Origin of the sequence: Okeania hirsuta, assembly GCF_003838195.1 — a bacterium.
Classification (GTDB): Bacteria; Cyanobacteriota; Cyanobacteriia; order Cyanobacteriales; family Microcoleaceae; genus Okeania; species Okeania hirsuta.
In genome coordinates, this window is sequence record NZ_RCBY01000069.1 from 1 (window position 1) to 26,407 (window position 26,407).

The window sequence follows — 26,407 nt, forward strand, 5'->3', positions numbered from 1 at the left end:
TACTTTTGAATTTCAAATGACTATCACAGGTAAGATAGCTGTATTACTTTTGACTTTTGACTTTTGACTTTTGACTTTCAAGAAGCGATCGCAACTTTAGCCAAGCATATTCTTGCCACCAACCGACTATTCCATTAGGTAATATTGTCACGACTAATAAAAATAACGCACCTTGAAAAAATAACCAGATTTGGGGAAATTGTTCGCTTAAAAAAGTACGTCCGAAATTAACTAATAATGTACCAATAATTGCACCGACTAAAGTTCCTCTACCTCCTACGGCAACCCAAATAACCATTTCAATTGAAAAAGCTACTTCCATATAACTAGGGGTAACAATACCACTTTGAACTGTATATAATGCTCCAGAAATTCCGGCAATGGCACCAGAAATAGCAAATACTAAAACTTTAAATTCGGTGGGATTATATCCAGAAAATCTTACTCTAGTTTCATCATCTCTAATGGCAATTAATAGACGACCAAATCTACCACTGGTTAGCCAACTACAAATTAAATAAGTGGCGATTAGACTAATAATTGTTACTTCATAAAATATTAATTGTGCTTGGTCAGACCCTGCTAAAATACCGAAAAATTTTTCTGTGTCTGTTTTTAAACCGTTTGTACCGTTGATTAATTTTTGTTGACCGTTGAAAAAGTTAAAAAATACAAGTAAAGCTGCTTGAGTAAGGATGGAAAAGTAGACTCCTTTAATTCGATTTTTAAATACTAGATAACCGAGAATTGCTGCCACAATAGCAGGGAAAATTATAATTGCTAAAATTGTGAGAGGAAAGGAGTGAAAAGGCTGCCAAAATAGGGGAAGTTTTTCTACACCATAAAGAGTGAAAAATTCTGGTAATTCTCCTTCTGACAATTGTAGTTTGAGGTGCATTGCTAAGGCATAACCTCCTAATGCAAAAAATATGCCATGACCTAAACTTAATAAGCCAGTATAACCCCAGATTAAATCTATGCCTAAAGCCACAATTGCTAGAGAGATAAAACGCCCTAATAATTTTAGTCTAAATCCTGGTAAAGTTAATGGCATTATGATGGCAAAGATTAAAGTTATTGCTGTTATTATGCCGATTTTAATTAATAATTTATGATGTTGATTTTTGATCATATTTGGGGAATAAGGAATATGGAGAATAGTAGACATATACAGTTAATTTAGTGCAAAATTTGTAGTAGATCGTTTCATCTTATACCAAATCTGATGAGAGTAAGGAGATATTCACAAAATTCAAAATCTTCGCCTGATAAAGATTTGAATATTTAGGTAATACCAAGCGTTATAAATGTTTGCTACAAGATGTGGCGATCGCTTTCTTTGTCTGATAACTAATGTTATTTGTTTAGTTTTTGGAGGAAAAATTATTCCTACACAAGCACAACTCTTACAATGTTATATCCTATCTTGTTGGGTAACAAAATTTTATTTACCAATTAACTTGATAAGATTAGATGAGCATAGTAAGAATATATTTATGTTAATTGAGGAAGATATTGAGATTCAAATTCAACCTAATGGTGAATGGAGCAAATGAATAAAAAACCTGATTTTAAAACTATGACTTCTCAAGAGTTAAAAATTATGTTTTATCTAATCAAGATGATGAAGAGGCTTTTTCTGCTTACATTTATCAAGTAAATCAAAGGAAAGATAGAGTAGTTTATCCACCTTTAAAATCATTAGAATATATGGATAAATATCCCGAAGTTATTGAACGAATGCGTCAGTATTCCAGGAATAATTTTTGGAAAAATACTTGATTTTTTTGTTTTGGTTTTTCTTTTGGAATCATAGAGCGATCGCCTTCTTTTCAGTTATCAATTATCAGTAGTCTAGTAAGGTGGGTTACATTTCATTAATGCACCCTACTGAATTTGATATTATTTCTTGGTTAGGATGTCAAAAGCGATCGAATTACTAAAACTTCCATTCTAATGGCTGTAAATATCCAGGTAATACCTAGAGAAAGCTGAACCATTCCTAACACCAGTCCTACAACTTTGAGAATTGATGGCTTCAACACCTTGAGAATTTGACGGGCATAAAGCATACTTAATAGGTTGAGTACCATAATCACCATTAACAATCCCAAAACCAAAACTTCATGGCCTATTACTTTCTTCAGAATGGACATGATGAGCATAACTATGGCAATTCCATAGGGGGTTAAGATTGTAGGAAAAATTAGGGGAGTAACAACTAAATCAAGGGATGGATTTTCTGGAGAAGATGGAGGGGGAGCAGCCGAGCCATACTGAGTCATTATGATTCCTAGTGAGACTAAAAACAGCACAATTCCTGCTGCCATCATTAGAGCAGAAATAGGGATTCCATATTTGTCCACTATTTCTATACCGACAAGGGAAATCAACATCACAACTAAGGTCGAAATCCAAAACCCACGAAATGCCATTTTCTTTCGGAGTGTATCATCAGCATTAGCAGTCAGACTCACAAAAATAGGTACAATTTTGAGTGGCCCAAGAGTCAAAAAGAAGATAGTGAAGACAGAAGAAATACTTCCTTTCCTAGCCTTACTGATATATTCGCGTATAAGTGTTGTACCATCCACATCTTGAATAATTGCCTCATCTGTTTTTTTGCTGGCTTCTGAAGGTTGTAAAGTTTGCGCTAACATTACACTATCTCCTGGCGAGGCTGTTGCCATTGGGGTAGGGGAGGAGGTAAATATCATCAGCAGGTTACAAACTACCACCACAAAAATGATCAAGCGGGAGACGACTGCCCTGAAGGTACTGAGAAGTTGTTGTATTTGTCTACATTGTCTCATAAGTTTTTTTATTATAACTAACGTTTCTTTTTTATATTGAGAGTATCACAGGGAATATCATACTTAATTGATAAGTTCAGTAGTAGACTGACACAGCTAAAACGGCGTTGGTAAATCAAGAGATGAAACTTTAAGAGTAATCTGTTTCTGATACCTCTAAATATCTAACCAGAGTAAGTGATGGTATCACCCCTAGTAGAAAATCATCTTACCAATTACCAACGCCTAAAACTGTGCAATAGATTTTTGTTTCTAGGTGTCTCGATCTCCCCATCCCCCCCACCTCCCATCTCTCATCTAAATTTAATCCACGTCAACAAGAATGGTCTCATCATTTTTAATGGAGTTCTTACGGGACAAAAATTGAAGGTATAACTGCTGTTAGTCGAGCTACAGTTACAGCTTTAAGAACTAATAATCCGGTAGAGTTGCTGCTAGAAAACTTTGGGTAGCTGTTGGTTGGCATCCTCCTTTAGATTAGACCTTTTCAACAATCAAAAATAATATCAATTATTATCTATTAAGTTATCAATAAAGTTCCATAGTTTTGAGGTAAGCATTCAGCTATTAGCAGTTAGCAGTCAGCTCCTAGCAATAAAAATGAATGAAGCCAGCGTTTTTTTAACTTCTACTAAATTTTCAGGCGTTGCTGAGTGGTAATGATTTTGAGATTAACTTTGGGCACAAAACATCAGTTTTTCAATTTTACCTTCAGCTAATAGACATCTCCAAGAATCAAAAATCAATATCTATATCCCAAAGGAATTATCAATTCTTTACCCCTATAGCAAAGCTGCCTACTCCCTACTCCCTATGGGTGGAGTAGATGTCTAATTATCATTACATTTAAGCAACGCCAATTTTCAACCATAAATCTGAGTTATTAAACCATATAATTTGTGGCAGGAAATTATAGATGTATCTCAAAAGCTGTTAACGTTAGCGTTAGCGAAGCTCCTCTGAAAGAGGCAGCTCCTCTGAAAGAGGCTAGCTGTTAGCTGACTGCTGAATGCTTACCATTAGCTTCTTTATCAATTATCAATTATCCATTCGACCTTTTTGTGGAAATAGTCCTGCTGGTTTAACTTGTAAAAAGACAATAATTAAAGCAAATACTGTTACTTTTGCCATGCTGGTAGTTGCCAAAAAATTGAAGAAGTCAGTCAAAAATTTTAGACTTTCTATATTTCCCAAAATTAAAGCTATAGTTCCTGAACCAATTAAATAATTTGTAATGCCAATTCCCATAGCAGCAATAACAGTACCAAATAAATTACCTACTCCACCAACGACTACTACCATAAAAGCATCTACTATATAATTTTGCCCTGTATTTGGACCGACTGAACCTAATAAAGTAATTGCGCAACCAGCAATTCCAGCTAACCCCGAACCCAAAGAGAATGTAATAGCATCAACCCGGTCTGTTGGAATACCCAAACAAGCACTCATGCTTCTATTTTGAGTGACAGCTTTAATTCTTAAACCCCAATTTGATTTATTCAAAAATAAGTAAATACCTAGCAAACTTATAGCAGTTAATATAATGATAAAAATCCGAGAATAGGGTAATTGAAACTCACCAATAGGTAATCCACCTTGTAACCAAACAGGAGCAGTAACATCAACATTTCTAGAACTAAACCAAGGTTTGGTTAATCCAGGACTTGTCAATAAAAATCCCAAAGTAGTAGCGATCGCTAAAGACAGGAAACAAATAATTGCTATTGCTAAATTTTTAATTTTTTCCCAATCATAGCGACGTTTTTTGAGGAAGTAAAGACTGCCAAAATAAAACAGACAAAAAACTGTTATGCCAATAATTAAGACTCCATTTACACTGCGGACAAATTGACGCAAAATCAGACTAACTCCCCAAGTTGCTAATAGAGTTTCTAAAGGTCTGCCATAGAGAAAACGTATCACCCCTTTTTCTAAAATTAAACCAGCGATCGCTACGACTATAAAGGCAATAGGAATGGCGAAAAAAATATAAATATTAGAAATAGGTTCACCTATGCTATTACAAATATTTTGAACTACGAAAGTAGTATAAGCACCTAACATCATTAATTCACCATGAGCTAAGTTAATTACTCCCATTAGTCCAAAAATAATGGCTAATCCTAGAGCGACAATTAGTAAGACTGAACCAATACTTATACCGTTAAATATGGCGATTAATAATTCTTGCATTTTAATTAAGGTAAGGAAGAGGGAAGAAGGAAGAAGGAAGAAGGAAGAGATAAGAGGGAAGAAGGGAAAATAAAATCAGGTAAATAATGACAAGATATTAGTCAGTTATCGGATCAAACGGAGCCACTTCTAATCAGAAATTTCCAGCTTTCCTTTTTTTCCGTTTTTTTTGATAATTACTCCAGAATTATAAATAGGAAAAAGACAACAATAAATCAAGGCAAATAATGATATAGATAGGTCATTTCTCGGATTAAACAGATGAAACCGAGCCACTTCTAATCAGAAATTTCCAGCTTTTATTTTCTTCCGTTATGATAATTATTCCAGAATCAGAAAGAAAGAAGAAGGAAGAATAAATTTAATAGTCATCAATTAGAATTAAAGGAATTTTCAAGTTGAGAAAGTAGAAGTTTTTAGGATTTTTCGCGAATAATTAAAGTTGAACACCTCTTCTTAGCTGCGCCACTATCTGTCGCCCTACAAAGAGAGAAAATTATTTTAGTCAATCATATCAATTTTCAGGAAAGGTAATAGTTAATTATTAATTATTAATTTTTTGGCTAACACTTAACAAAGAGCAGGGAATAAAGTAAATAATTAATATTAAACTCAACTTTACCATCCGAGAAAGCGCTGTAATTAGTGAGCTATTTAGACCAACTAATTACAGCACACAAAATTAGATATTTTGTAGAAACATTAAACCTACATATTTATCCACCACTCGTACAAAATTCTACTCTAATTTCTGACTTATAGCCAAAGACTTATTATATCTTGTATTTACCACCTTTATTAGGGTCACTCCAGTCACAAGCAAACCCCTTAGTTGCTGGAACAAATTGATTCCAAGGTATAGGTTTAATAGCTCCTTCAGTAGACCAAACTATATTAAATAAACCATCATCACGAACTTGACCTATTCTCACAGTTTTAGAAATATGATGATTAGCATTCATAGTAACCAAACCTTCAGGAGCATCAAAAGTTTGTCCGATAGCTGCCATCCTTACCGCATCTAAATTATCAGTAGTACCAGCTTTTTCCACTGCTTGTTTCCAAAGATAAACCATAATATAAGCAGCTTCCATCGGGTCATTTGTTACTCGGTCTGCACCATATTTTGCCTTAAAATCTGCCACCCATTTTTTATTAGCTTCTGTCTCAACAGTTTGGAAATAATTCCAAGCAGCATAATGACCTATAAGAAACTCCTTACCAATTTGTCTAACTTCTTCCTCAGCAATACTCACCGACATAACTGGATATTGTTCCGGAGTCAGACCAGCACCTTTCAACTGTTTAAAAAAGGCAACATTACTATCACCATTAAGACTATTAAAAATCACTCCACCATTAGGTAAAGCCTGTTTAATCTTAGTAATAATCGGAGTAACTTCCGTATTTCCTAAAGGTAAATAATCTTCACCAACAGTAGTACCACCTTTAGCTTTTAACTGCTCCTTAATAATCGTATTTGCAGTACGAGGAAAAACATAATCAGAACCAACTAAGAAAAATTCCTTTCCCTTATTTTCTAACAACCAATCTACAGCAGGTTCAATTTGTTGATTAGGAGCAGCACCCGTGTAAAAAATATTTTTCGAGCATTCTTGACCCTCATATTGCACCGGATACCAAAGCATATGATTCTTAGATTCAAAAACAGGCAAAACAGACTTCCGAGAAGCAGAAGTCCAACAACCAAAAACAGTAACTACCTGGTCTTGGTCAATAAGTTTATTAGCCTTTTCAGCAAAAGTAGGCCAGTCAGAAGCACCATCTTCTACAATTGCTTCTATTTGCTTACCTAATACACCACCAGCAGCATTTATTTCCTCAATAGCTAACTTTTCCGCTTCAACTACCGTAGTTTCGCTAATTGCCATTGTGCCACTGAGGGAATGGAGAATACCCACTTTAATTGTGTCAGCCCCAGATGTAGTGTTAGTGTTATTAGCACCACCACAAGCTTTGAGAAAAATACTCGTACCTAGAGCAGCAGAACTATAAATTAAAAATTTCCTGCGTTCTAATCCTTTAGCCATAACAAAAATACTTCACTATAATTAATTTCAAACTTAACTTTACCAGGACTTAGGCACTTTTTAAGTTCCAAACACTATATATCTATAACGTTATAGTTTTTTCTCACTAGACTAGATATATAGATAGTGTTTTTGAGTAAAACCCTCAGTATAGCCATCATTACTCAATAGTTGTCATTTTTGCCTTCTATTACTTCTTGCTAAGATTAGTTTAACTTTGATTTTAGCGTTGATGAATTATGAACAAAAACAAATTGATAATTATCTGTTTATCAATAATTATATTAGTTTCAGTAGGGCTGAATTTCCTATTTTTTAGGAGTAGGAATTATTATTTACAATTAAACTCTCTACAATTAAATCCACTTGCCATAAAATATTATCCGATTGATACTAATCCCAAAGAGGCTAAAAATCTCAATCAAAAAAAACTATATTTTTTTTTGGAGATTCTCGTGCCCGTGGTTGGAATTCACCTAAAGGTTTTGATGATTTTAATTTTGTTAATCGAGGAATTTATGGGCAAACTACAGGGCAAGTTTTAGGAAGATTGAATCAACATCTAAAACCTTTATCTCCGGATATTGTGATAGTTCAAGTTGGTGTGAATGATTTATACAGAATTCCAATATTTCCTGAGAATAAAGAGATAATTATTTATGACTGTAAATCAAATGTCAAAGAAATTGTCAAGCAATCTCGTCAGCTTGGTGCGGTTGTGATTCTGACAACTATTTTTCCTATTGCTGAAGTGCCACTTGAGAGAAAACTTTTTTGGTCGCCGGATGTAGAGTTAGCTATTAAGGAAGTGAATGATTTTATTTATTCTTTGGAAAACAAGGATGTGATAATTTTCGATACAAAAGCGATTTTGGCAAATGAACAAGGAAAAGTTAAGGAAGAATATAGTAGAGATTTTCTTCATCTTAATCGGGCAGGATATAAAGCATTCAATGAAAAATTAATGCCTATTTTGAAAAGGTTATAGATTTGGTTGAATTTGAATATAGCAATTTTCGTACTGATAAGGTGTAAAATTAGTTTGTTTTAGCAAAAAAAAATCATAAAAAATCGCCTGTAATTTATCTAAGATTTTTTGATTAGCTGACTGCCATAAACCTCGTTGATTTGCTTCTAATAATCTTTCTGCCATATCTCGCAATGCCCAAGGATTTTTTGAATGAAAAAGTTGGGTAACAATGACAAAATATGACTTGACTTTCTAATAAAATTTTCAACTATTTCTGCATACAAATTACTTCTGAATTCTCAATTCATAATTCTCAATTGCTTAAGTGAGCGATCGCCTGCAATTTTTCCAACATTTTTTAATTAGCTGACTGCCAGAAACCTCGTTGACTTGCTTCTAATAATCTTTCTGCCATATCTCGCAATGCCCAAGAATTTTTTGAATGACAAGGTTGGTTCAATAATTAATAATTAACAATTAATAATTAATAATTACCTCTTCTTTTTCAGAATAGGATTGTTTAAAAGATTTTTTTTTCTCCTTGAAAGGAGAAGCTTTCCACCTTAATTTTTCGGCAAAAATGACAAAGTTTGACTTGACTTTCTAATAAAATTTTCAACTATTTATGGGTACAAGTTACTTCTGAATTCTGAATTCTGAATTCTAAATTCTGAATTCTAAATTCTCAATTATTCCTTCTGCCTCTAGAGCGATCGCCTGTAATTTATCTAAGATTTTTTGATTAGCTGACTGCCATAAACCTCGTTGATTTGCTTCTAATAATCTTTCTGCCATATCTCGCAATGCCCAAGGATTTTTTCCTTGAATAAATGATTGTACATTCTCATCAAAAATATAAGTTTCTGCTACTCCTTGATACATAAAATCTTCTACACATTTTGCTGTAGCATCGTAGGCAAATAAATAATCTATTGTGGCTGCCATTTCAAAAGCTCCTTTATAACCATGACGCATTACTCCAGCTATCCATTTAGGGTTAACTACTCTGGAACGATAAACCCTAGCAATTTGTTCTTTCAATTGTCGAACTTTGGGATTTTCTGCCATGGAATTATCGCCAAAATAAGTATGAGGATTTTTGCCAGTTAAAGCACGAACTGCAACGGTCATTCCTCCTTGAAATTGATAATAATCATCTGAATCTAATAAGTCATGTTCTCTATTGTCTTGATTATGCAAAACTATCTGCATTTCTTTAAGACGTTGAGAAAATGCTTCGGGAGAATTTATTGCTCTAGCTTCCTGGTTATAACTATTATTAATTCCTGTATAAGCATAGCCACTCCAATTAATATAAGCTCTGGCTAAATCTTGGTCATCTTGCCAATTTTGAGATTCGATTAAACCTTGTAAACCTGCACCATAAGCTCCTGGTTTAGAGCCAAATATTCGATAATGGGAACGTGCTTTTGCCTGAGTTTCTGTTAATCCTAATTCTTGCCAATATTTGACTTCTTTTTTAACTTGAGCAGCTAAAGGATTTTCTGTTTCAGGTTCATCTAAATTAGCCACAGCAATAACAGCTTGGTCGAATAAATCGATAATATTAGGAAAAGCATCTCTAAAGAAACCAGAAATTCTTAAAGTTACATCTACACGGGGTCTTCCTAATATTGAAACTGGCAAAATTTCAAAGTCGATAACTCTTCGAGAAGGTCTATCCCAAACAGGTTTTACACCTAATAAAGCAAGTGCTTCGGCAATATCATCTCCACCAGTTCGCATCGTGGAAGTTCCCCATACTGATAACCCTAAAGTTTGAGGATATTCGCCATTTTCTTGAGTGTATCTTTCGATTAAATTTTCTGCTGCTAATTGTCCTACTCTCCAAGCAGTTTCTGTAGGAATGGCGCGAATATCTACAGAGTAAAAATTCCGACCTGTAGGTAAAACGTCTGGTCTACCTCTTGTAGGAGCGCCAGATGAACCACTAGGGATATATTTGCCATCTAATCCTATTAATAAGTTGATAATTTCTTGGTCTGTTTTTTGCAGAGAAGGTAGAAGTTTTTGACGAATCCATTCTAATTCTTTATTTGTCTGTTGGAAGGGAGAGTTAATCTGATTTTGGTTAATTAAATTTTCGACTAAATTAGCTGCTTTTTGTTCGAGTAACTCCACAGCATCACCCACAGTACGACAGACTTTTCCATCCATAATTAAATTCTCATCAATAATTGTAGAAAAGTCATCTGTGAGAGGGTCAAAATCCAAATTCAAATCTTCAGCTAAAGCGCGAGTCAAACCCAAACGAGTAGTACTAGGATGACGAGTGATCGCTATGATTAAATCTCGTAGTTGTCGCTCTTGAGGACATTGTCCAAATATATGTAAACCATCCCTTATTTGTGCTTCTTTTAATTCACAAAGATAGCCATCTGCATTAGTGATTAATTCGGAAAATCTAGTATTTTCATCCTTTTCAATTTTCTCTCTTTTTTTTAAGGGGAGTTGGGGAGAATCTAAATCTTTGAGCAAAAAGCAGAAATCTTGGTTCAAAGATTCTAATTCTATGAAAAACTTATCCCTATTTTTGGAAGAAGGTGAAAGGGAATCTAAATCTTGGGGAAAAAAGGATAAATTTTGGTTTAAAGCTTCTACTTCTATGAAAAATTTATCCCTACTTTGAAACGAAGACTCGGAGAAATCTAAATCTTTGGGTAAAAAGGATAAATCTTGATTCAAAACTTCTACTTCTATAGAAAATTTTTCCCTACTTGGGAAAGAAGACGAAGAGGAGTCTAAATTATTTCCCAAAAATGATAAATCTTTATCCAAACCTTCTGTTTCTATCAGATTAATAATCCGATCGCGAATCACAGATAACCGAGATGGGTCTAAATTTTGTGCTTCATAATATTCGTCAATTAAAGTTTCTAATTGTTGCAAAGGGCCATAAAGTTCTGCACGGGTCATGGGTGGTGTTAAATGGTCAATAATTACAGCTTGAGACCTCCGTTTAGCTTGAGAACCTTCCCCTGGATCGTTAACAATAAAAGGATAAAAATGTGGCAAAGCACCGAGAGCTATTTCTGGAAAACATTCTTGAGATAAACCGACACTTTTACCGGGCAACCATTCTAAATTTCCATGTTTTCCCACATGAATAATTGCATCTATTTGAAATTTTTCTCTCAACCAATAATAGAAAGCTAGATAATTAGGGGTAGGTTCTAAATCTGGAGCATGATAATTTAAACTGGGGTCGATATCGTAACCCCGCGAAGGTTGAATACCAACAAAAATATTTCCTAGCTGAATACCTGGAATAGGAAAATTATCTATTTCTTTTACCTCACTATCTTTCTGAAATTCTGAAAAATTACTAGAAATATATTTTTCCAAAGATGGCGGAATTTTTGTGGAATTAATCTGTACATCAGTGGCAAAATTTTCGTCGTTTTCTTTTTTCTGATTATCTTTCTGAAATTCTGAAAAATTACTAGAAACATCTTTTTCTAAAGATGGCGGAATTTTTGTGGAATTAATCTGTACATCAGTGGCAAAATACGTGTTTGCCATGACAAAATCTCTGTCATTTATATTTCCCCATCTCTGAATAATTTTTTCTTGTACAACCTGTGGCAAACTAGCAAAATATGTTTCAAATTCTGCCAAGGATAAAGACTGGAAAACAGGACGTAATTCACGACTTTCCAAATCGTTTTTTACCCCCGAAGTTAGACATTTAATTAACTCATCCCCTGTTGCTGGAATATTTTCCAAATAATAACCAGCTTGTTGTAAAGCTTGAAGAATTTCTACACAACTAGCAGGAGTATCTAACCCGACTCCATTAGCAAGACGACCGTCACGATTAGGATAATTTGCTAATATTAATGCGATGCGACGTTGAGATGCTGGAGTTTGTCGTAACTTTATCCAATTAGCAGCTAATTCTGACACAAATTCAATCCTATCTTGAACCGGAAAATAACTAATTACATCTGTTTCTAAATCCGAATTCCAAGTTTGAACCGCCTTAAAAGAAATTGCCCGACTAATAATATTTCCATCTACTTCTGGCAGTGCAATATTCATTGCCACATCCCGTGGCGAAAGACCTTGAAACTGACTTTCCCACTGCTCAAAATTTCCACCACTAAAAATTACTTGTAAAACTGGAATGTCTAAATTTTTTCCCTGTCTTAGCAAGGGTGGGTTAGGAGATTTTTCCAGTGCAAAATCTTGATTATTCACAACAGAGACAGCAAAACTGGTCGTGTTTAACAATAATTGAATTGCTTCAGCATTTTCAGGTTGAAAATATTCCAATATTTCTCCCTGTACTTCTACATCTCTAGGAGAAGAAACAAAGACTGGTACAGGTTCTAAATTTTTTTCTATTAAAGCTTGGCAAAGAGCATCTATAGGAGCAACATTTCCAGATAGATAATGAGCGCGATAGAATAATATTCCGATTTTTGCTTTTGTGGTTTGCTCTTCTTTTTGCCAAGGATAAATTCCGACTCGCGACACTGGTATAGGTAAGGCAAAATCATAATCTTTTCCCAGACAAATATTAGCGATAAACTTGAGACCATTAACAAAATTATCTACCCCACCTTCTATTAAATATTGCCAGAATTGATTAACTAGAGAAATTGAAACATTAGAATGACTAATTAAATCTGGATCTGGGCGGTTATCTCCAGGAATTACTATTAGTTTTGCCCCTTCTTTTTCGATCGCTTCTAGCAAGACTTCCAAACCATAAGACCAATAGGAGCGCCCCCCTAAAAGTCGAACAATAATTACTTTTGCCTTAGATAAAATATCATCAGCATAAGTATCAATAGTTAACTGTTGTTGTAAGTGAAGTAAATTAGCAACTCGTAGTTGTGGAAAATCAAAAGGTAACTTATTAACTGCTGCTGCTAATGTTTGAATATCCGTATCTGCTGCTGTTAAAAATATTATTGGTGCGGGAGTTTGTTCGATAAAAATTACCCCTTCTGCTTGAGGGTTCCAACCACCAGGAGTAGCTGCTATTCGGTGCATATATTTGTATTGTTGAAAAAGCCTAATAATATTACCATAAACTTTCCTTCTTGTACCAAATAAAAAGGAAGAAGTTAAGCATTAAGCAGTCAGCTATCAGTTTTATTACCTTTAAAAGAGAAAAAAGCAATTTTATCTAAGCTTCAGAGTACGAATCTCAGGTTGAGAATGTAGTAGAAATTAAATGAATGCTTGCTTCATTCATGAGACATCTCCAATAATAAAAAATCAAATCAACTATAAAAAATTATTAACTAAACTGTATTGTTTTATAGTATTTTTTTTCAAAGCGGTATTATCTATTAATACTTAGACTAAATGATAAGCGCTTTAACTTCCGGAATTTTTGTTGTGATCGCTGTATATTTAATGTAATAGCAATTAAATTAAATTTAAAATTAGAGATGGAAATGATAGAAGTAAATTTGACAACTTGGAGAATATTCTCGATAGTATTATCAATATTTGTGGGAGTTGTGAGTGGCATGAGCGGTTATATATTTACTAAATATCAACTATCTCAAACTCCATCTATAACTATGGAAGTTCAAAAAAGTAATTCTCTAATATATTTAACAGGTACAGTTATAGAAAAACCTTGGAGTAAAACTACTGAATCTTGGATAGCAGGAGATGGTAATTATTATGTCTTAGATATAGGAGATTTAGAAATAGAAAAACGTTCTGCTGAAGAAGGTGTAATTCTGCATGTTTCAGAGGCGATCGCTTTTGAAAATTTTGCCGAATATGTCGGGAAAACAGTTGAAGCAAAAGGAGAATATGTTGATAGTAAACCATATCAACCGAAGAGTGCTTATGGGTCTTATCCAATGGGAATGGATGGCATACCTTTACCTAGAGGTGCAGGATTTAAAGTTTATGAAATTAAGGTGTTAAATGAATAGATATTAGTTGTTTGTCACAATGCAAAATGTGCCACTTCTAGTCTCTTCCCTCACCCAAGTCAGAAAAATTTCTAGCTTTTCCCCTCTACTATTTATTTGAGAGGAAAAAATTTGCCACCTCTAGTCTCTCCCTTTGCCCTAGTCAGAAAAATTCCTACCTTTTCCCTTCTACTATTTATCTGAGAGGAAAAAATTTGCTTGCTTGAGTTCTGTGTTAGGAGAAAGTTAGAGAAAATTTCTATATTTTTGACTCTACTATTTACTGGAGAGGAAAAAATTGTCACTTCTAGTCTCTCCCTTTGCCCTAGTCAGAAAAAATTCCTACCTTTTCCCTTCTACTATTTACTCTAGTATCTTCCCTCCCCCAAGTCAGAAAAATTCCTACCTTTTCCCCTCTACTATTTACTGCAGAGGGAAAAAATTACTACTTCTAGTCTTTCCCTTTACCCAAGTCAGAAAAATTTCTAGCCTTCCCCTCTACTATTTATTTGAGAGGCAAAAATTTACGACTTCAATGGTTTTCCTTCTTTCTTTGAACTAGAGATATGTGGTCTTGAAATCTTTCCCTGAAATATTTTTTCCAAAGCTTCATTTCTGATATTTTCTGATTCTTTTCCCCACTTCCATAAACTTTCATAGAAAAAGAACGATACTCCCGCAAAATTTCTCTTCCGCACTGCTTCTACTTGTTCTTCAATTGTCGTTATCGGAGTAGAATTATTTTTCAAACCACTCAAAATTCCAATGGCAAAAGGAATATTATTTTTAGCTAATTTAACCTCTGTTCGTTCCAACTCATTAATAAAACGTTTAATATCTGGACGATAAACTTGTAAAACAATTTCATCAATCCATTTTTCTGTTTCCCAAGTCAACCAGTCTTGCAAATAAGCAGGTAAAGCAAAGTGCAAAGGATTAGGAGATACAGAAATAATACAGTCTGGTTTTATCGCTTTTATTTCTTCAGAAACCCGCCCCATAAAATTATTAATTTTATCCGCTCGCCAACGCACCCAAAAAGTTTCTTGATAATTTTCAGAAGGGGATAAACCAGGAAGTTCTTTTTCATATAATTTGACTGTAAAATCGTCATAACCAAATTCGGCAGGTAAGCCAAAATGGTCGTCAAATTGAATCCCATCTATATCATATTTAGTCACAATTTCCATTACTAAATCTAAGATAAATTGTTGTACTTCTGGATGAAAGGGATTAAGCCAAACTCGCTGATATTCACCTTCCATTTTTATAGTAGTTCCATCTCTACGTTTGCTTAACCAATTAGGATGTAATCTTACTAATTCTGAATCTGCTGGTGCCATGAAACCAAATTCAAACCAAGGAATAATTGTTAAATTTTTTTCATGTGCTTCGTTAATAACTTCTTGTAAAAAATCTCGTCCTTGTAAACCAGGTGTAGGGTCTAAATATTTGCCAAATACTTGTTGAGCTACTTGACTAGGGTAGAGAGTATAACCTCCTTGCCAAACAGTAGAATATAGTGTGTTGAAGTTGAGATTTGCTAAACGATTTACTGCTGCTTTTGTTGCTGTAGTGGAAAATAAAACTTCGCTGTCAATATTGGTTATCCAAACACCACGAATTTCTGTTTTTTGTGGGGTTTTGCTAATTTGATTAGATGCAAATACCAATGTAATTGTTGTGAAAATTGCAATTAGTGTTAAGAGGATGATTCGGTAAATTGATTTGGATTTATACATTAAATTTTGGTAGAGATTGAAATTATTTGTGATTGAGCGATCGCTCAGATTCAGAGATTGACAATTAATCTAAATATAAAGACTCTTTAGATTCAATGCTTGACATTATATTCTCAAAATTTTTGATAATAATGGAAATAAGTATTAGGAGGATAATTTGAGAAATTGATTTGGATATAGACATGATATTTTTATCGGAATTAAGTTTTGTTTTGTGAGCGATCGCTAATATCTATAAATTGATAAATTAAGGTAAATAGAAATAGGAAAAATCAAGGTTTACTATTTGATAATATACTTCTTTATAGTAGTTGTCAATTTGAAATAGATAGTTAAGAATTGAGTCTAATCTCAGATGGTATAATCAAAATTAAAGAATGGCAGTCAAACCTATGAGCAGTCAAGAAAATTCAAACAAATATCAAGAGGCAGAAAATGATGAGGAGGAAGCTTATGAAAAATATGAGTTAATTTACGATCCAGAGAAAATTAATTTTATTACTAGAGAACCTACAATTGAACAGTTGGTGAGAAGAATAAATGAAAAAGTTCTTGATTTAGCTCCAGATTTTCAGCGTCATTCTGATATATGGAAAGATGACGTTAAAAGTAGATTTATTGAATCTATTATTATTAGGATTCCTTTGCCACCTTTTTATATCGATGGTACTAATGAAGACAACTGGTTAGTCATAGATGGATTGCAAAGACTTTCAGCTTTAAAGCAGTTTATTATTAAAAGCGATAATAATTTACGGTTAACAGGTTTAGAATATCTGGGCAATGAACTTGATGGTAAAACCTATCAAAAATTACCTCGTAAATATCAACGTCGTATTGAAGAAACTCAAGTTACTGTATATCTAATTGCACCAGGTACACCAGCTAAAGTTAAGTACAATATTTTTAAACGTATTAATACAGGAGGAGAACGTTTAACTCCTCAAGAAATACGTCATGCTCTTAATCCTGGTAAAGTCCTAAAATTATTAGCTGAACTTGCTAAATATCCAGAATTTACTAATGTTATTCAACTCGGTGAATCACGAATCAAACGTATGGATGATCGGGAATTTGTACTAGGCGCTTTAGCAGTTATGCTTACATCTAATTCTTATAAAAATTATGCCAACTCTGGCAGAGAAGAATTTTTAGATAATGCTATGAAAAAAATTAATGATTTATCTGATTATGAAATTGAAGAACTTGAAAATAAATTCAAAAAGACTATGATTGTTTGTCAAGAAATATTTGGCGATGAAGCTTTCCGTAAATCGAAGAAACAAAGAAAATTTCCAGTTAATAAAGCTTTGTTTGAAACCTGGTCATTTCATATTAGTCAGCTTAATTCTCAACAAACTCAAAAACTTAAAAATCAGACGCAATAATTATTAGATAACTTTGCTAAATATGTAGATCAAGACAAAGAATTTGCCAAGTCTATATCTCAAGCTCAAGATAAGATAGAATATCGTTTTGAAACTATTGAAAAAATAATCCAGGAAGTTCTAAATGATTAGTTCAGTACATCTAAAAAACTTTAAACATTTTGCCAATCAGCTTTTATCATTTAAACCACTGACTTTGCTATCTGGTCTAAATAGCACAGGCAAATCTTCTGTCTTACAAGCATTACTTTTAATGCGTCAATCTTATCAACTTGGTTATATAGGCATTAAGTTAAAATAGGTAAGCATTCAGCAGTCAGCTATCAGCTATTAACTTATTATCTTAGAAGGAGAATTCAAAATTATGTTTGCGTAGCATTCCGCAGTCAAGAAAAAGGTCACTAACTAACTTTAGTAAGTCCTGTACGTTCATACATCTGTTTGCGTAGCATGACAAACGGAAATGCTGTTTGCGGAGCATTCCGTAGGAAATGCTAATAGCTGTTTGCGTAGCATGACAAACGGAATGCTTACTAAAATAGTGACAATATTTTTGATAGTTAAATCCATATAGATATTATCTAAACTCCATGAGTAAAAATTCTAATTTTCCAATTCCCCAATTTTCTTACATTTGTGGCATCCTCACAATTTTAACTCTATTAGTATGGCTCCTCAGAGGCTTAAAAATTCTGGCATTTTTACCAGGAGGAGTGCTTTTACTTCTAATTTTTTTATCCATAACAACTGGTGTGATTAGCCTTTTACAACGACCACATTAATTCAGACTTTTTTTGCCGTTTTTTCTAGTAAGCATTCAGCTATTAGCTATCAGTTCTCAACAAAAGGAGGGGGTTTAAATGAATATAGACTTTTTCAGCTGACTTTTATAGTAAGATTTAATTCTCACTCAGTTAGTAAAGCTTTTATCTAAAACTAAAAACAATAGCTGATAGCTGATAGCTGGCGGCTAAATGCTTACTTTCTCATACTTTACTCCTCCTTCTATAACTTAGCGTTCCTGTAGTAGATGCGGAACATTATCCCGTGCCATTGCCTCCCCTACTGTTACATTTAATTGTGCCCCAATTAATACCACCAATGAACTAATATATAACCACAACAATAAAATAATAAAAGTACCAATAGTTCCATAGGTTCGGTTATAGTTACCAAAATGAAAAACGTATAAACGAAATAAATTAGAAGCTCCTGCCCACATTAATGCTGATATAATTGCACCAGGCATAATAGGTGTACCTTTCCTTCTACGACTCGGACCAAAACGATAAACAAAAGCAAAAGCTGTAGAAACTATTCCTAAAGTAATCGGCCATCTTAATTGACCCCAAGTTTCTAATAATTGTGACTTCAACACACAATTATCAACTGGTTCTTGAAATAAACAACTAGCAACCTGGTCAGGGGGACAATTTGGCAGAGTTTCTAGTAAACAACTTTGCCGAGCAATCATGTCTACAATTAAGTCACTAACTAATACTAATCCAGAGGCAATAATTAATAGTATGAGAGTACCAATAGTTAGTCCTAAAGAAACTAATTTTGCTTTCCAAAAAGGTCGTTTTTTCTCAAGAGGAACTTGATGAATTTCGTCAAGAGCTGCCATAGCAGAAGTCAGTACGCTAGAAAATATCCATATTGAGCCAATAAAACTGAAAGAAAATATTTCTTTGTTGCGGGTTTTCAGAATTTCATCAACAGCACTGCTAATTAAAAATCGCACTTGATTAGGTACTATATCTGTTAGTAAACTACCCATTTGTAATAGAGGCAATCGCAAAGATTCAAATAATCCAATTGCTGCAATTATTGTTAATAATCCGGGAAATAAAGCGAGCATAGCATTATAGGCCATCTCGGCTGATAAACCTGATAATCTGCTTTTGCCAGCACAAATACATACTTGTTTAATGGTATTAAAATTTAGATGAAGAAGGAACTGAAAAAAGCGAATTATTCGCTTCAGTATATGTTTGACTATCCTTTTTAATATCGTCAATATCATGCCATAGCCACGTTTAGCAATTGGAGTTAATAAGTTGAAAAATCGCTGCCTATTGGAGTGGTTTAAAACTTCTCGCAATGTGGCAGAATTAAAGTGACGTAAAAAATGGAAAAAGCTCATAGGGCTTTTAGGTAAAAAGGTTTATCTGAGTTACTTGTATAGCAGGGAATAGGGAATAGGAAATAGGGAACAGGGAACAGTGGGAAAAATATTTATCTGTCTTACAATTCATCATCAATATCAGTCAAATACCAACTCGTTCCTTGCTATAGTAGAGAATAATTTGTCAACTAACAAAAACTTCAAAATAACAATTATAAATTTATAAATTTCGGAAAATGTACTAAGATAAATTACTTTATTTCGGGCAAAAATAAAAAGTAAATAGTAATCTTTTATAGAAAAAAATTACTAAAAAAAATAAACATTAAAGTCATACACAGATAAAAAAAATCCAATCTAGGTATCAAAAGTCTATAATTATATAAGGTATTATACCAATTTTAACAAGTGATTTTACAAAAAAAAATTGTAAGCATTCAGCAGTCAGCTATCAGCTATTAGCTCTTAGCTCTTAGAAGTAATTATTGATTAGAAATAGGCGTGGAAATTAAAAATAAAATCAATTATTATCTATAAATTGTCAATTATTTCTCCCTACTCCATGTTCCCTCTTTTATGGAGATGTCTACTACTCATATTGCTGATAGCTGAGTGCTAATAGCTGAATGCTTACATAAAATCCGTAGCTTACTGAGGTATTTATATTATATGAATTATCCTCATTTACCTTTATCACGAGTCAAATTCTCAGTTAAATATTAAGCATAAATACTTATTTTACTTTTAACTTTTGACTTCTTACTGAGGAATATCAAGAGCATATTTATGTAGCGCTATAGTATTTCCCTGTTTCCTTTCAGTATCTACTGTCCTAAACTATACTTCTCTTGGTATAGTTTAAAATTGCAAAGACAACCTTCGCGGGAAAATCACCCGATTAAATGAACACTCTATAATCTAAAATATGATATGAGTCAGGACATAACTCCGTGGTTAAATGAAATTAAGGCTCTTCAAGAGAAAATAGTAAAACTTCAAACAGAATTAAATGTTGCCCAGGATAGTGCCTCTAAGTGGCGTCAACTCTACAATACTGAAGCTCAACAACGACGAACGGAAACTCAACTGGCTCAAGAAACTATTCAGACTTTAAAAGCCCAAGCTCAGAAATTACAAGGTTTTCCATCTGTTGAAGAGAGTATAGATGAAAGTGCAACAACTATTGAACAGCAAATCGAAAATTTACAAACTTTAGCTGAATTTAAGGCCAAAATAATTGAAGTAGTCCAAGAACGGGAGCGTGCTTTTGCACAAGTCCAAAAATTAACTGAAGCTCTCGAACAAGAGAAAGTCAATCATACAAATACTCGTACAAGTTTAACAAATGCTTTGGCAGATGCAGTAGATATTCTGGCCAAAGCAAAAGCAAGCAAACAACAGAAATCGGAAATTACTCCTGATATTCAGCCAAAAACAGAAGCCAATATTCAAGCTCAAAATCAAATCCAACTAAAGGAAAGCTTATCTCCCAATGCTGCTCAGTTGCCGCCCAATGAAAGGCCATTGCCCCGCTTACCCAGTAGTAAAGATTAGAGAGAAAAGCTCAAAAGTAGAACCAAAAATATTTTCCTTTTTCCTTTTTCCTTCCTTTAAAACCCCATAACTTCCGCTACTGCCTCTATATTTGGCTCTATTCCCTGCCGAAACTGATTATTGCTATGTTTAATCGCCACATCTGGGTCTTTGAGACCATGACCAGTAAGTACACAAACTACTTTTGCTCCTCTGGGAACTTGGTCTTTGACTTTCAATAAACCCGCAACAGAAGCAGCACTAGCAGGCTCGCAAAAAATTCCTTCATTGGACGCCAATAAACGATAAGCCTCTAATATTTCTTCATCGGTAACCGCTGTAAAACTTCCTTGACTAGCTTGTTGAGCTGCTACAGCTTTTTCCCAACTAGCAGGATTGCCAATTCTAATGGCGCTGGCCACTGTTTCCGGTTGGACTACAGGATGACCTTGAACAATGGGTGCCGCCCCTGCTGCCTGAAAACCCATCATTTGCGGAAGGCGATCGCATTTTCCGATTTGATGGTATTGACAAAATCCCATCCAATATGCTGTGATATTTCCGGCATTTCCTACAGGAATACATAACCAATCTGGGGCATCCCCCAAAGTGTCCACTACCTCAAAAGCTCCTGTTTTTTGACCTTCTAGGCGATAGGGATTAACTGAGTTAACTAAAGTGACAGGATATTTAGCGGCCACATCTCGGACAATTTCTAAGGCTTGGTCAAAATTTCCCTTGATGGCTAAGACTTCTGCACCATACAATAAGGCTTGGGCTAATTTTCCTAATGCAACATAACCATCTGGGATTATGACAAATGCTCGCATCCCACCTCGTCTAGCATAAGCAGCAGCGGCAGCTGAGGTATTGCCTGTGCTAGCACAGATTACTGCTTTTGCCCCTTCTTCTTTGGCTTTGGATATAGCTAAAGTCATGCCCCTATCTTTGAAACTACCTGTGGGGTTAAGGCCATCATATTTGATAAAGACTTCTACTTGGCCGCCTATTTGATGGGCGATCGTCGGCACAGGTATGAGAGGAGTATTACCTTCTTGCAATGTGATTACAGGAGTTTCTTCTGTCACTGGTAGATAGGATCTATATGCCTCTATCAAACCAGGCCAGCCTTGTAATTTTGACTGAGAAAAGGGCCGTGTTAAGGTCATTTTTAAGTTTTGAATTTTTTACTGTAAAGTTTAGTTTTTTTACCTTAGGCCAAAGCTATAAATAACTTTTTGGTCAATTTTTAGTAAGGTTGACACTCCACTGGATAAATCCGCGTGGATTCGTGATTAGGAGTTTTCTATCGGGATAAATCCGCGATTTTCACATTGCTCGTAACGGCCACATTGCCATTACCGTACCATAGTACGCATACAGCAGCAGCTCACAAGGCGGTGCCAATCGCCACTACCCTCTCCGGTCATTCGACCATTGAGACTACTTTTAAAGTTGTTGGTTGATTCACTCGCTTTGAGGTACAAGGTGCTGACTAACGGCTGGAAACAGAGTGCTGGCTAGCACTGGGCTACCTTTTCGGTTAACCACCCTTTAACTGAAGCGTCCATTAGCTAACGATGCTCTCACCATGGTTCAAAGGTCATTGTGTCTTTATACCTTGATTATCGCATATTTTGACTACGCTTTATTACCCGTCGCGTTGTTTCCATCGAGCCGTTAAACTGGCACTTTTCCCACTTACCGAATTTTTACAATGAAAACTTAATCAAATCTATGGTTAAGAAGGATACTAAACCTTACTAATCTTATTGTATTATCCAAATGTTTAGTGTTGGATATGGTACTCCAACTTTTTAATGCCGGAAGTTAAATAGTTTAATTTGTTGTAATTTATCTTAATATTCCGGTTACAATAGAAAAATAAGTGAAGTAAGTATAAATGGCTAGTAAGTTACTGATGTCTAACAGTATATCCAATTTGTCCAGTGCATCTGTTTCTGTAGATACTTCTAAAAGGGTAAATGTTTCAGGGGTATCAAGCAATCAAAACTACACTCAAGAAAAGATGAAATCTTTGTATCAAACAGATCAACAAGTTAAGTTGCTCCATCTTGAGGCAGAAGTAGAAACTTTATTGTTGGAATTGCGGACTATAAAAGAACGAAACTTAGAAAATTAGTCTCAGAGGTTGAAAAATAATTCAATCAATAAAAATTGTGAATAAATAAATGATTGCTCAACTTGATGAATAAAAAATCAGATAGTAGTAGTAACCAAATCAATTAATTGACTTTGATAATGACAAGATTATGATGTAACAAGAAAGGTTTTACTACAGTGTTATTGTGTACAAAATTGACTAAGATTCACTAAGTTCTAGTATGTCTTAAAAATTTCTGTTAACTACTTTCTGTGGTCAAAACTGCCAGCAAAGTATTTGCGCTGGCGTTTTTTTTCGGAATCATAAATCTACTACATAACCACAAAAAAAATACGGAGAACTCAAATAATTTATGACAGTATCAATTGCAGAATCTACTCATGGAAATTCTGAGATTAGAAACGAGCAACTACAACTTAAAGATATTGTAAAAACTCTACCTCGTGAAGTTTTTCTCAAAGATAAATGGAAAACATGGACAATGGTAGCAGTCAATATTTTTATGGTTGTATTAGGTTACTGGGGACTAACAATTACACCTTGGTTTTTATTGCCCCTACTTTGGGTTTTCACTGGCACAGCATTGACTGGTTTTTTTGTTATTGGCCATGACTGCGGTCATCGTTCTTTTGCTAACCGTCGCTGGGTCAACGACCTGGTTGGTCACTTAGTGTTTTTGCCTTTAATTTATCCCTTTCATGGCTGGCGAATAGGCCATAATTATCACCACAAACATACGAATAAAATGGGGGAAGATAATGCTTGGCAACCTTGGTATCCAGAAGATTATGGGAATGCAGGTAGCTTGATGCAGTCAGTGTATCAGTTTATGCGTGGAAGATTTTGGTGGTTAGGATCTGTTGCTCACTGGGCGGTTGTCCATTTTGATTGGAGAAAATTTGAAGCTAAAGATAGGGAAGATGTCAAGTTTTCTGCGTTGGTAGTTTTCGGGTTTAGCGCGATCGCCTTTCCTCTGCTTATCGCTACAGTTGGCCTGTGGGGTCTGGTCAAGTTTTGGTTAATGCCTTGGTTGGTTTACCATTTCTGGATGAGTACATTTACTATTGTTCACCATACAGTACCAGAAATTCCTTTTACTCCTGTAGAAGAGTGGAATGAAGCGGAGGCTCAATTATTTGGTACAGTACATTGTGATTATCCCCGGTGGGTAGAGTTTCTTTGCCATGATATTAATGTGCATATTCCCCATCATGTCTCTACAGGAATTCCTTCATATAATCTCAGGAAAGCACATCAATTTTTGAAGGATCAATGGGGAGATAAACTTTATGAAACTAAGTTTTCTTGGTCTTTAATGAAGGAGATAACAGAGAAATGTCATCTGTATGATAAAACTAAGTTTTACCTAACTTTTAAAGAGTATGATGCTCAGAAAGTTTCCCAGTAATTTTAGTCAGGAAAGCGGTCAGCTATCAGCTATTAGCTATCAGCTTCTCAAGGTTTTTAATAGGGATTCAAACCCCATTAACACATACCACTAATTTTTCATTTATCAATTTTTATATAATCCGGCATTTTGACCGGATTTTTTTTATAGGGTATCTTGATACTCAACGGGAGCAAGATGCTCTTAGAAAAATAACCCCAAGCAGAATAAAATTAATTGATAATACCACTTTTATAAATTGGTATAAAACTGTAAAAATACTGAAAAAAAAGTAATACAACTGAATCAAATTGTCAAGATTGACATCAATTAATCCGTTGGATAGGATCGGATAAATTAATCAAGGAAAAAATTCAAAATTAAGGAATAATCACCTTGAGTTTTAATCCAGACTTATGTCGCAATGAAAGCGAAGTAGAAAGTAAACTAATTGTTAGTTATCTACTGCCAAAATTAGGATACGGTATCGAACATTGACATCAAGAACTAACTTTGGGTAGTATCCGTTTAGACTTTTTATCATTTGCTGTCCAGAAGTTACCTTTTCGTTTAGATGGAGATTCTCCATTGAGTTTAGTTATGGAGGCAAAACATCCGAGAGAAAATTTAGACCGCCATCAACGAAAACTGAGGCATTATTTAACAAGTATAAATGTAAAATATGGGTTGTTAACTAATGCTAAATAAATTAGGATTTATCAAAGAGACAGAAATCAGATTGAGTTAATTTTTAGTTGTTTGGGAATTGAAATTGATGACAAAATAGAAGAAATTAAAAAAATAGTAGGTCGAGACTATTTGCGTCAAAAAGAGAGTTGTAATATACCAGAAACTCCGGTAGAAAAAGCAGGTGTAAGTGAGGCGATCGCTACTCAATCTGAGACAAAAGAAATTGTTAGCAATATTCCCGAAAATCAGGAAAACTTAGTAAACATTGAAACAGAGTCTAATCCAATTAATCAAGGTAGGATAAATTCTATGAAAGTAATTGCTGTCTATCACAATAAAGGTGGAGTTGGAAAAACGACAACAGTGGTTAATTTAGCTGCCGCTTTGAGTAAAAAAGGTTATCAAGTTATTGTTATTGATTTAGATAGTCAGGCGAATACAACTTTTGCGACAGGTCTAATTAAATTTGATGATGAACAATTTGATGATATCAAAGACTCTTATATTTATCATGTGTTGAGATACGATGAATATTCTAGTATTCCAGAAGTAGCTAGAGCTTCTAGGTTTAATAATCCAGAAGTAGATGTAATTCCTTCTCATATAAATTTAATGGATCTTGAAGGTGAGTTAAACGGTCTGAGAAGTACTCAAACTGCGCTAATAAAAAAACTAAAATTTGTCTAATAAAAATATGATATTGCCCTGATAGATACACCACCTTCTTTGAATTTGTATGCCTTTGTTCCCCTAGTTAGTGCTAACTATTTAATCATTCCTTCAGACTTAAAACCATTTGCTAATCAAGGTTTATCTAATGTTAAAAATTATCTTCAGCGAGATGTTAACCGTTTTAGACAAATGATGAATAAACCAGACATAGAAATATTAGGTGTACTGCCTTGTAAAATTAACCCTAACAATAGATTTGTACAATATACATTACCAAAACAGATTCAAGCAGTTTCTCAACGTTACGAGCTTAATGTTATGGAAACAGTCTGGAGAAAACTTAACTTGGGAAAATCTTAAACAACAAACTAAAAAGGGAATTGGTTTCGGGAAAACAACCTACGAAAAACTCAGAAAAATAGCATATATACCAGAATAGAAAGTAGCGATCGCATTCCCTCACACCAAAAATACCAAGTATCCGTAGGTTGGGTTGAGTGCGACTCGTTGGGTCAAAGAAGCCATGACTGCAACATGACCCTTTAACCAAAAGGTTAAAAACTTATACCCTATGCAGGTTCAATTCCTCCCCTCTCAGCTAGGGAGTGACTTCGCAGCTCAGGTTTAATGGGTTAACAACCATTACTCGAGGGTGCATGGGCTAAAAGCGGATAAGCCTGAAGGACTAAGGACGATACTGCCAGAGAAGTAAGTCTTGGTGAAGAACATGAATCCTGTCAAACGTTTCCTACAGAATGCTGCGCAAACGCTAACACTTCGTTCTACCCAACCTACTTTTGATAACT

The 26,407-nt window shown here is 34.5% G+C and carries 17 protein-coding genes and 4 pseudogenes; 11 read left to right on the forward strand and 10 right to left on the reverse strand.

Going from position 1 to position 26,407, the window contains the following annotated elements; all coding sequences use genetic code 11:
• Positions 1 to 43: 43 nt before the first annotated feature.
• Positions 44 to 1,168, reverse strand: a complete 1,125-nt coding sequence (urtC, locus tag D5R40_RS13620) for an urea ABC transporter permease subunit UrtC (protein ID WP_375339381.1) — start codon at positions 1,166 to 1,168, stop codon at positions 44 to 46.
• Between the two features lie 139 nt (positions 1,169 to 1,307).
• On the opposite strand from urtC, the gene D5R40_RS13625 reads away from it, so the two are divergent.
• Entirely contained in the window at positions 1,308 to 1,556 is a 249-nt protein-coding gene (locus D5R40_RS13625; RefSeq protein WP_124146044.1) for a DUF6888 family protein, read from the forward strand.
• Between the two features lie 52 nt (positions 1,557 to 1,608).
• Positions 1,609 to 1,782, forward strand: a pseudogene (locus D5R40_RS42620) (DUF6887 family protein); the annotation flags it as partial.
• 131 nt (positions 1,783 to 1,913) lie between these two features.
• Here the strand turns inward: D5R40_RS42620 and D5R40_RS13635 are convergent.
• The 3 genes from D5R40_RS13635 to urtA form a co-directional block, all read right to left on the reverse strand.
• Positions 1,914 to 2,813, reverse strand: coding sequence for a MarC family protein (locus tag D5R40_RS13635; RefSeq protein WP_124146045.1), 900 nt, complete (start codon positions 2,811 to 2,813; stop codon positions 1,914 to 1,916).
• Positions 2,814 to 3,851: 1,038 nt separating this feature from the next.
• Positions 3,852 to 5,009 (reverse strand): ABC transporter permease subunit, encoded by a 1,158-nt coding sequence (locus D5R40_RS13640; protein WP_124145670.1) that lies wholly within the window; start codon positions 5,007 to 5,009, stop codon positions 3,852 to 3,854.
• 773 nt (positions 5,010 to 5,782) lie between these two features.
• Complete coding sequence (urtA, locus tag D5R40_RS13645) at positions 5,783 to 7,060, reverse strand: urea ABC transporter substrate-binding protein (RefSeq protein WP_124145669.1); 1,278 nt, start codon at positions 7,058 to 7,060, stop codon at positions 5,783 to 5,785.
• Positions 7,061 to 7,493: 433 nt separating this feature from the next.
• On the opposite strand from urtA, the gene D5R40_RS13650 reads away from it, so the two are divergent.
• A complete protein-coding gene (locus D5R40_RS13650) occupies positions 7,494 to 8,048 on the forward strand; it encodes an SGNH/GDSL hydrolase family protein (RefSeq protein ID WP_124145668.1) in 555 nt (184 codons plus the stop codon).
• Here the strand turns inward: D5R40_RS13650 and D5R40_RS13655 are convergent.
• The 3 genes and pseudogenes from D5R40_RS13655 to cobN all read right to left on the reverse strand — a co-directional run.
• Positions 8,043 to 8,258: pseudogene (locus tag D5R40_RS13655) on the reverse strand (cobaltochelatase subunit CobN); the annotation flags it as partial. The gene D5R40_RS13650 and the pseudogene D5R40_RS13655 sit on opposite strands and share 6 nt — an antisense overlap.
• 133 nt (positions 8,259 to 8,391) lie before the next feature.
• Positions 8,392 to 8,469 (reverse strand): annotated as a pseudogene (locus tag D5R40_RS13660) (cobaltochelatase subunit CobN); the annotation flags it as partial.
• Between the two features lie 224 nt (positions 8,470 to 8,693).
• Positions 8,694 to 13,052: a cobaltochelatase subunit CobN gene (gene cobN / locus D5R40_RS13665; RefSeq protein WP_124145665.1), complete on the reverse strand. Its 4,359-nt coding sequence runs from the start codon at positions 13,050 to 13,052 to the stop codon at positions 8,694 to 8,696.
• A 404-nt stretch (positions 13,053 to 13,456) separates the two neighbouring features.
• On the opposite strand from cobN, the gene D5R40_RS13670 reads away from it, so the two are divergent.
• Positions 13,457 to 13,957 carry a hypothetical protein gene (locus D5R40_RS13670; protein ID WP_124145664.1) on the forward strand — a complete coding sequence of 167 codons (501 nt, stop codon included), beginning with the start codon at positions 13,457 to 13,459 and terminating at the stop codon, positions 13,955 to 13,957.
• 503 nt (positions 13,958 to 14,460) lie between these two features.
• Here D5R40_RS13670 and D5R40_RS13675 read toward each other — a convergent pair.
• Positions 14,461 to 15,678: a glycoside hydrolase family 10-like protein gene (locus D5R40_RS13675; RefSeq protein ID WP_124145663.1), complete on the reverse strand. Its 1,218-nt coding sequence runs from the start codon at positions 15,676 to 15,678 to the stop codon at positions 14,461 to 14,463.
• Positions 15,679 to 16,055: 377 nt separating this feature from the next.
• On the opposite strand from D5R40_RS13675, the gene D5R40_RS13680 reads away from it, so the two are divergent.
• The gene (locus D5R40_RS13680; protein ID WP_240039006.1) at positions 16,056 to 17,066 is read left to right on the forward strand and encodes a DUF262 domain-containing protein; all 1,011 of its coding nucleotides are present in this window, start codon (positions 16,056 to 16,058) and stop codon (positions 17,064 to 17,066) included.
• Positions 17,067 to 17,190: 124 nt separating this feature from the next.
• Positions 17,191 to 17,367 (forward strand): AAA family ATPase, encoded by a 177-nt coding sequence (locus tag D5R40_RS13685; RefSeq protein ID WP_240039005.1) that lies wholly within the window; start codon positions 17,191 to 17,193, stop codon positions 17,365 to 17,367.
• Between the two features lie 711 nt (positions 17,368 to 18,078).
• On the opposite strand, the gene D5R40_RS13695 is transcribed toward D5R40_RS13685, so the two are convergent.
• A complete protein-coding gene (locus tag D5R40_RS13695; protein ID WP_124145661.1) occupies positions 18,079 to 19,212 on the reverse strand; it encodes a YihY/virulence factor BrkB family protein in 1,134 nt (377 codons plus the stop codon).
• 912 nt (positions 19,213 to 20,124) lie between these two features.
• On the opposite strand from D5R40_RS13695, the gene D5R40_RS13700 reads away from it, so the two are divergent.
• Positions 20,125 to 20,748, forward strand: coding sequence for a hypothetical protein (locus D5R40_RS13700; protein ID WP_124145660.1), 624 nt, complete (start codon positions 20,125 to 20,127; stop codon positions 20,746 to 20,748).
• Between the two features lie 56 nt (positions 20,749 to 20,804).
• Here the strand turns inward: D5R40_RS13700 and thrC are convergent, their stop codons facing one another.
• Positions 20,805 to 21,896, reverse strand: coding sequence for a threonine synthase (thrC, locus tag D5R40_RS13705; protein ID WP_124154770.1), 1,092 nt, complete (start codon positions 21,894 to 21,896; stop codon positions 20,805 to 20,807).
• A 752-nt stretch (positions 21,897 to 22,648) separates the two neighbouring features.
• Here thrC and D5R40_RS13710 point away from each other — a divergent pair.
• The 4 genes and pseudogenes from D5R40_RS13710 (at position 22,649) to D5R40_RS39575 (ending at position 25,961) form a co-directional block, all read left to right on the forward strand.
• Positions 22,649 to 22,870, forward strand: coding sequence for a hypothetical protein (locus D5R40_RS13710; protein WP_124145658.1), 222 nt, complete (start codon positions 22,649 to 22,651; stop codon positions 22,868 to 22,870).
• A gap of 334 nt (positions 22,871 to 23,204) precedes the next feature.
• On the forward strand, positions 23,205 to 24,260 hold the full coding sequence (locus D5R40_RS13715; RefSeq protein ID WP_124145657.1) for a fatty acid desaturase: 1,056 nt from the start codon (positions 23,205 to 23,207) through the stop codon (positions 24,258 to 24,260).
• 492 nt (positions 24,261 to 24,752) lie between these two features.
• Entirely contained in the window at positions 24,753 to 24,947 is a 195-nt protein-coding gene (locus tag D5R40_RS39570) for a hypothetical protein (protein ID WP_240039004.1), read from the forward strand.
• A gap of 291 nt (positions 24,948 to 25,238) precedes the next feature.
• Positions 25,239 to 25,961 (forward strand): annotated as a pseudogene (locus tag D5R40_RS39575) (ParA family protein).
• The last annotated feature ends 446 nt before the right edge of the window (positions 25,962 to 26,407 follow it).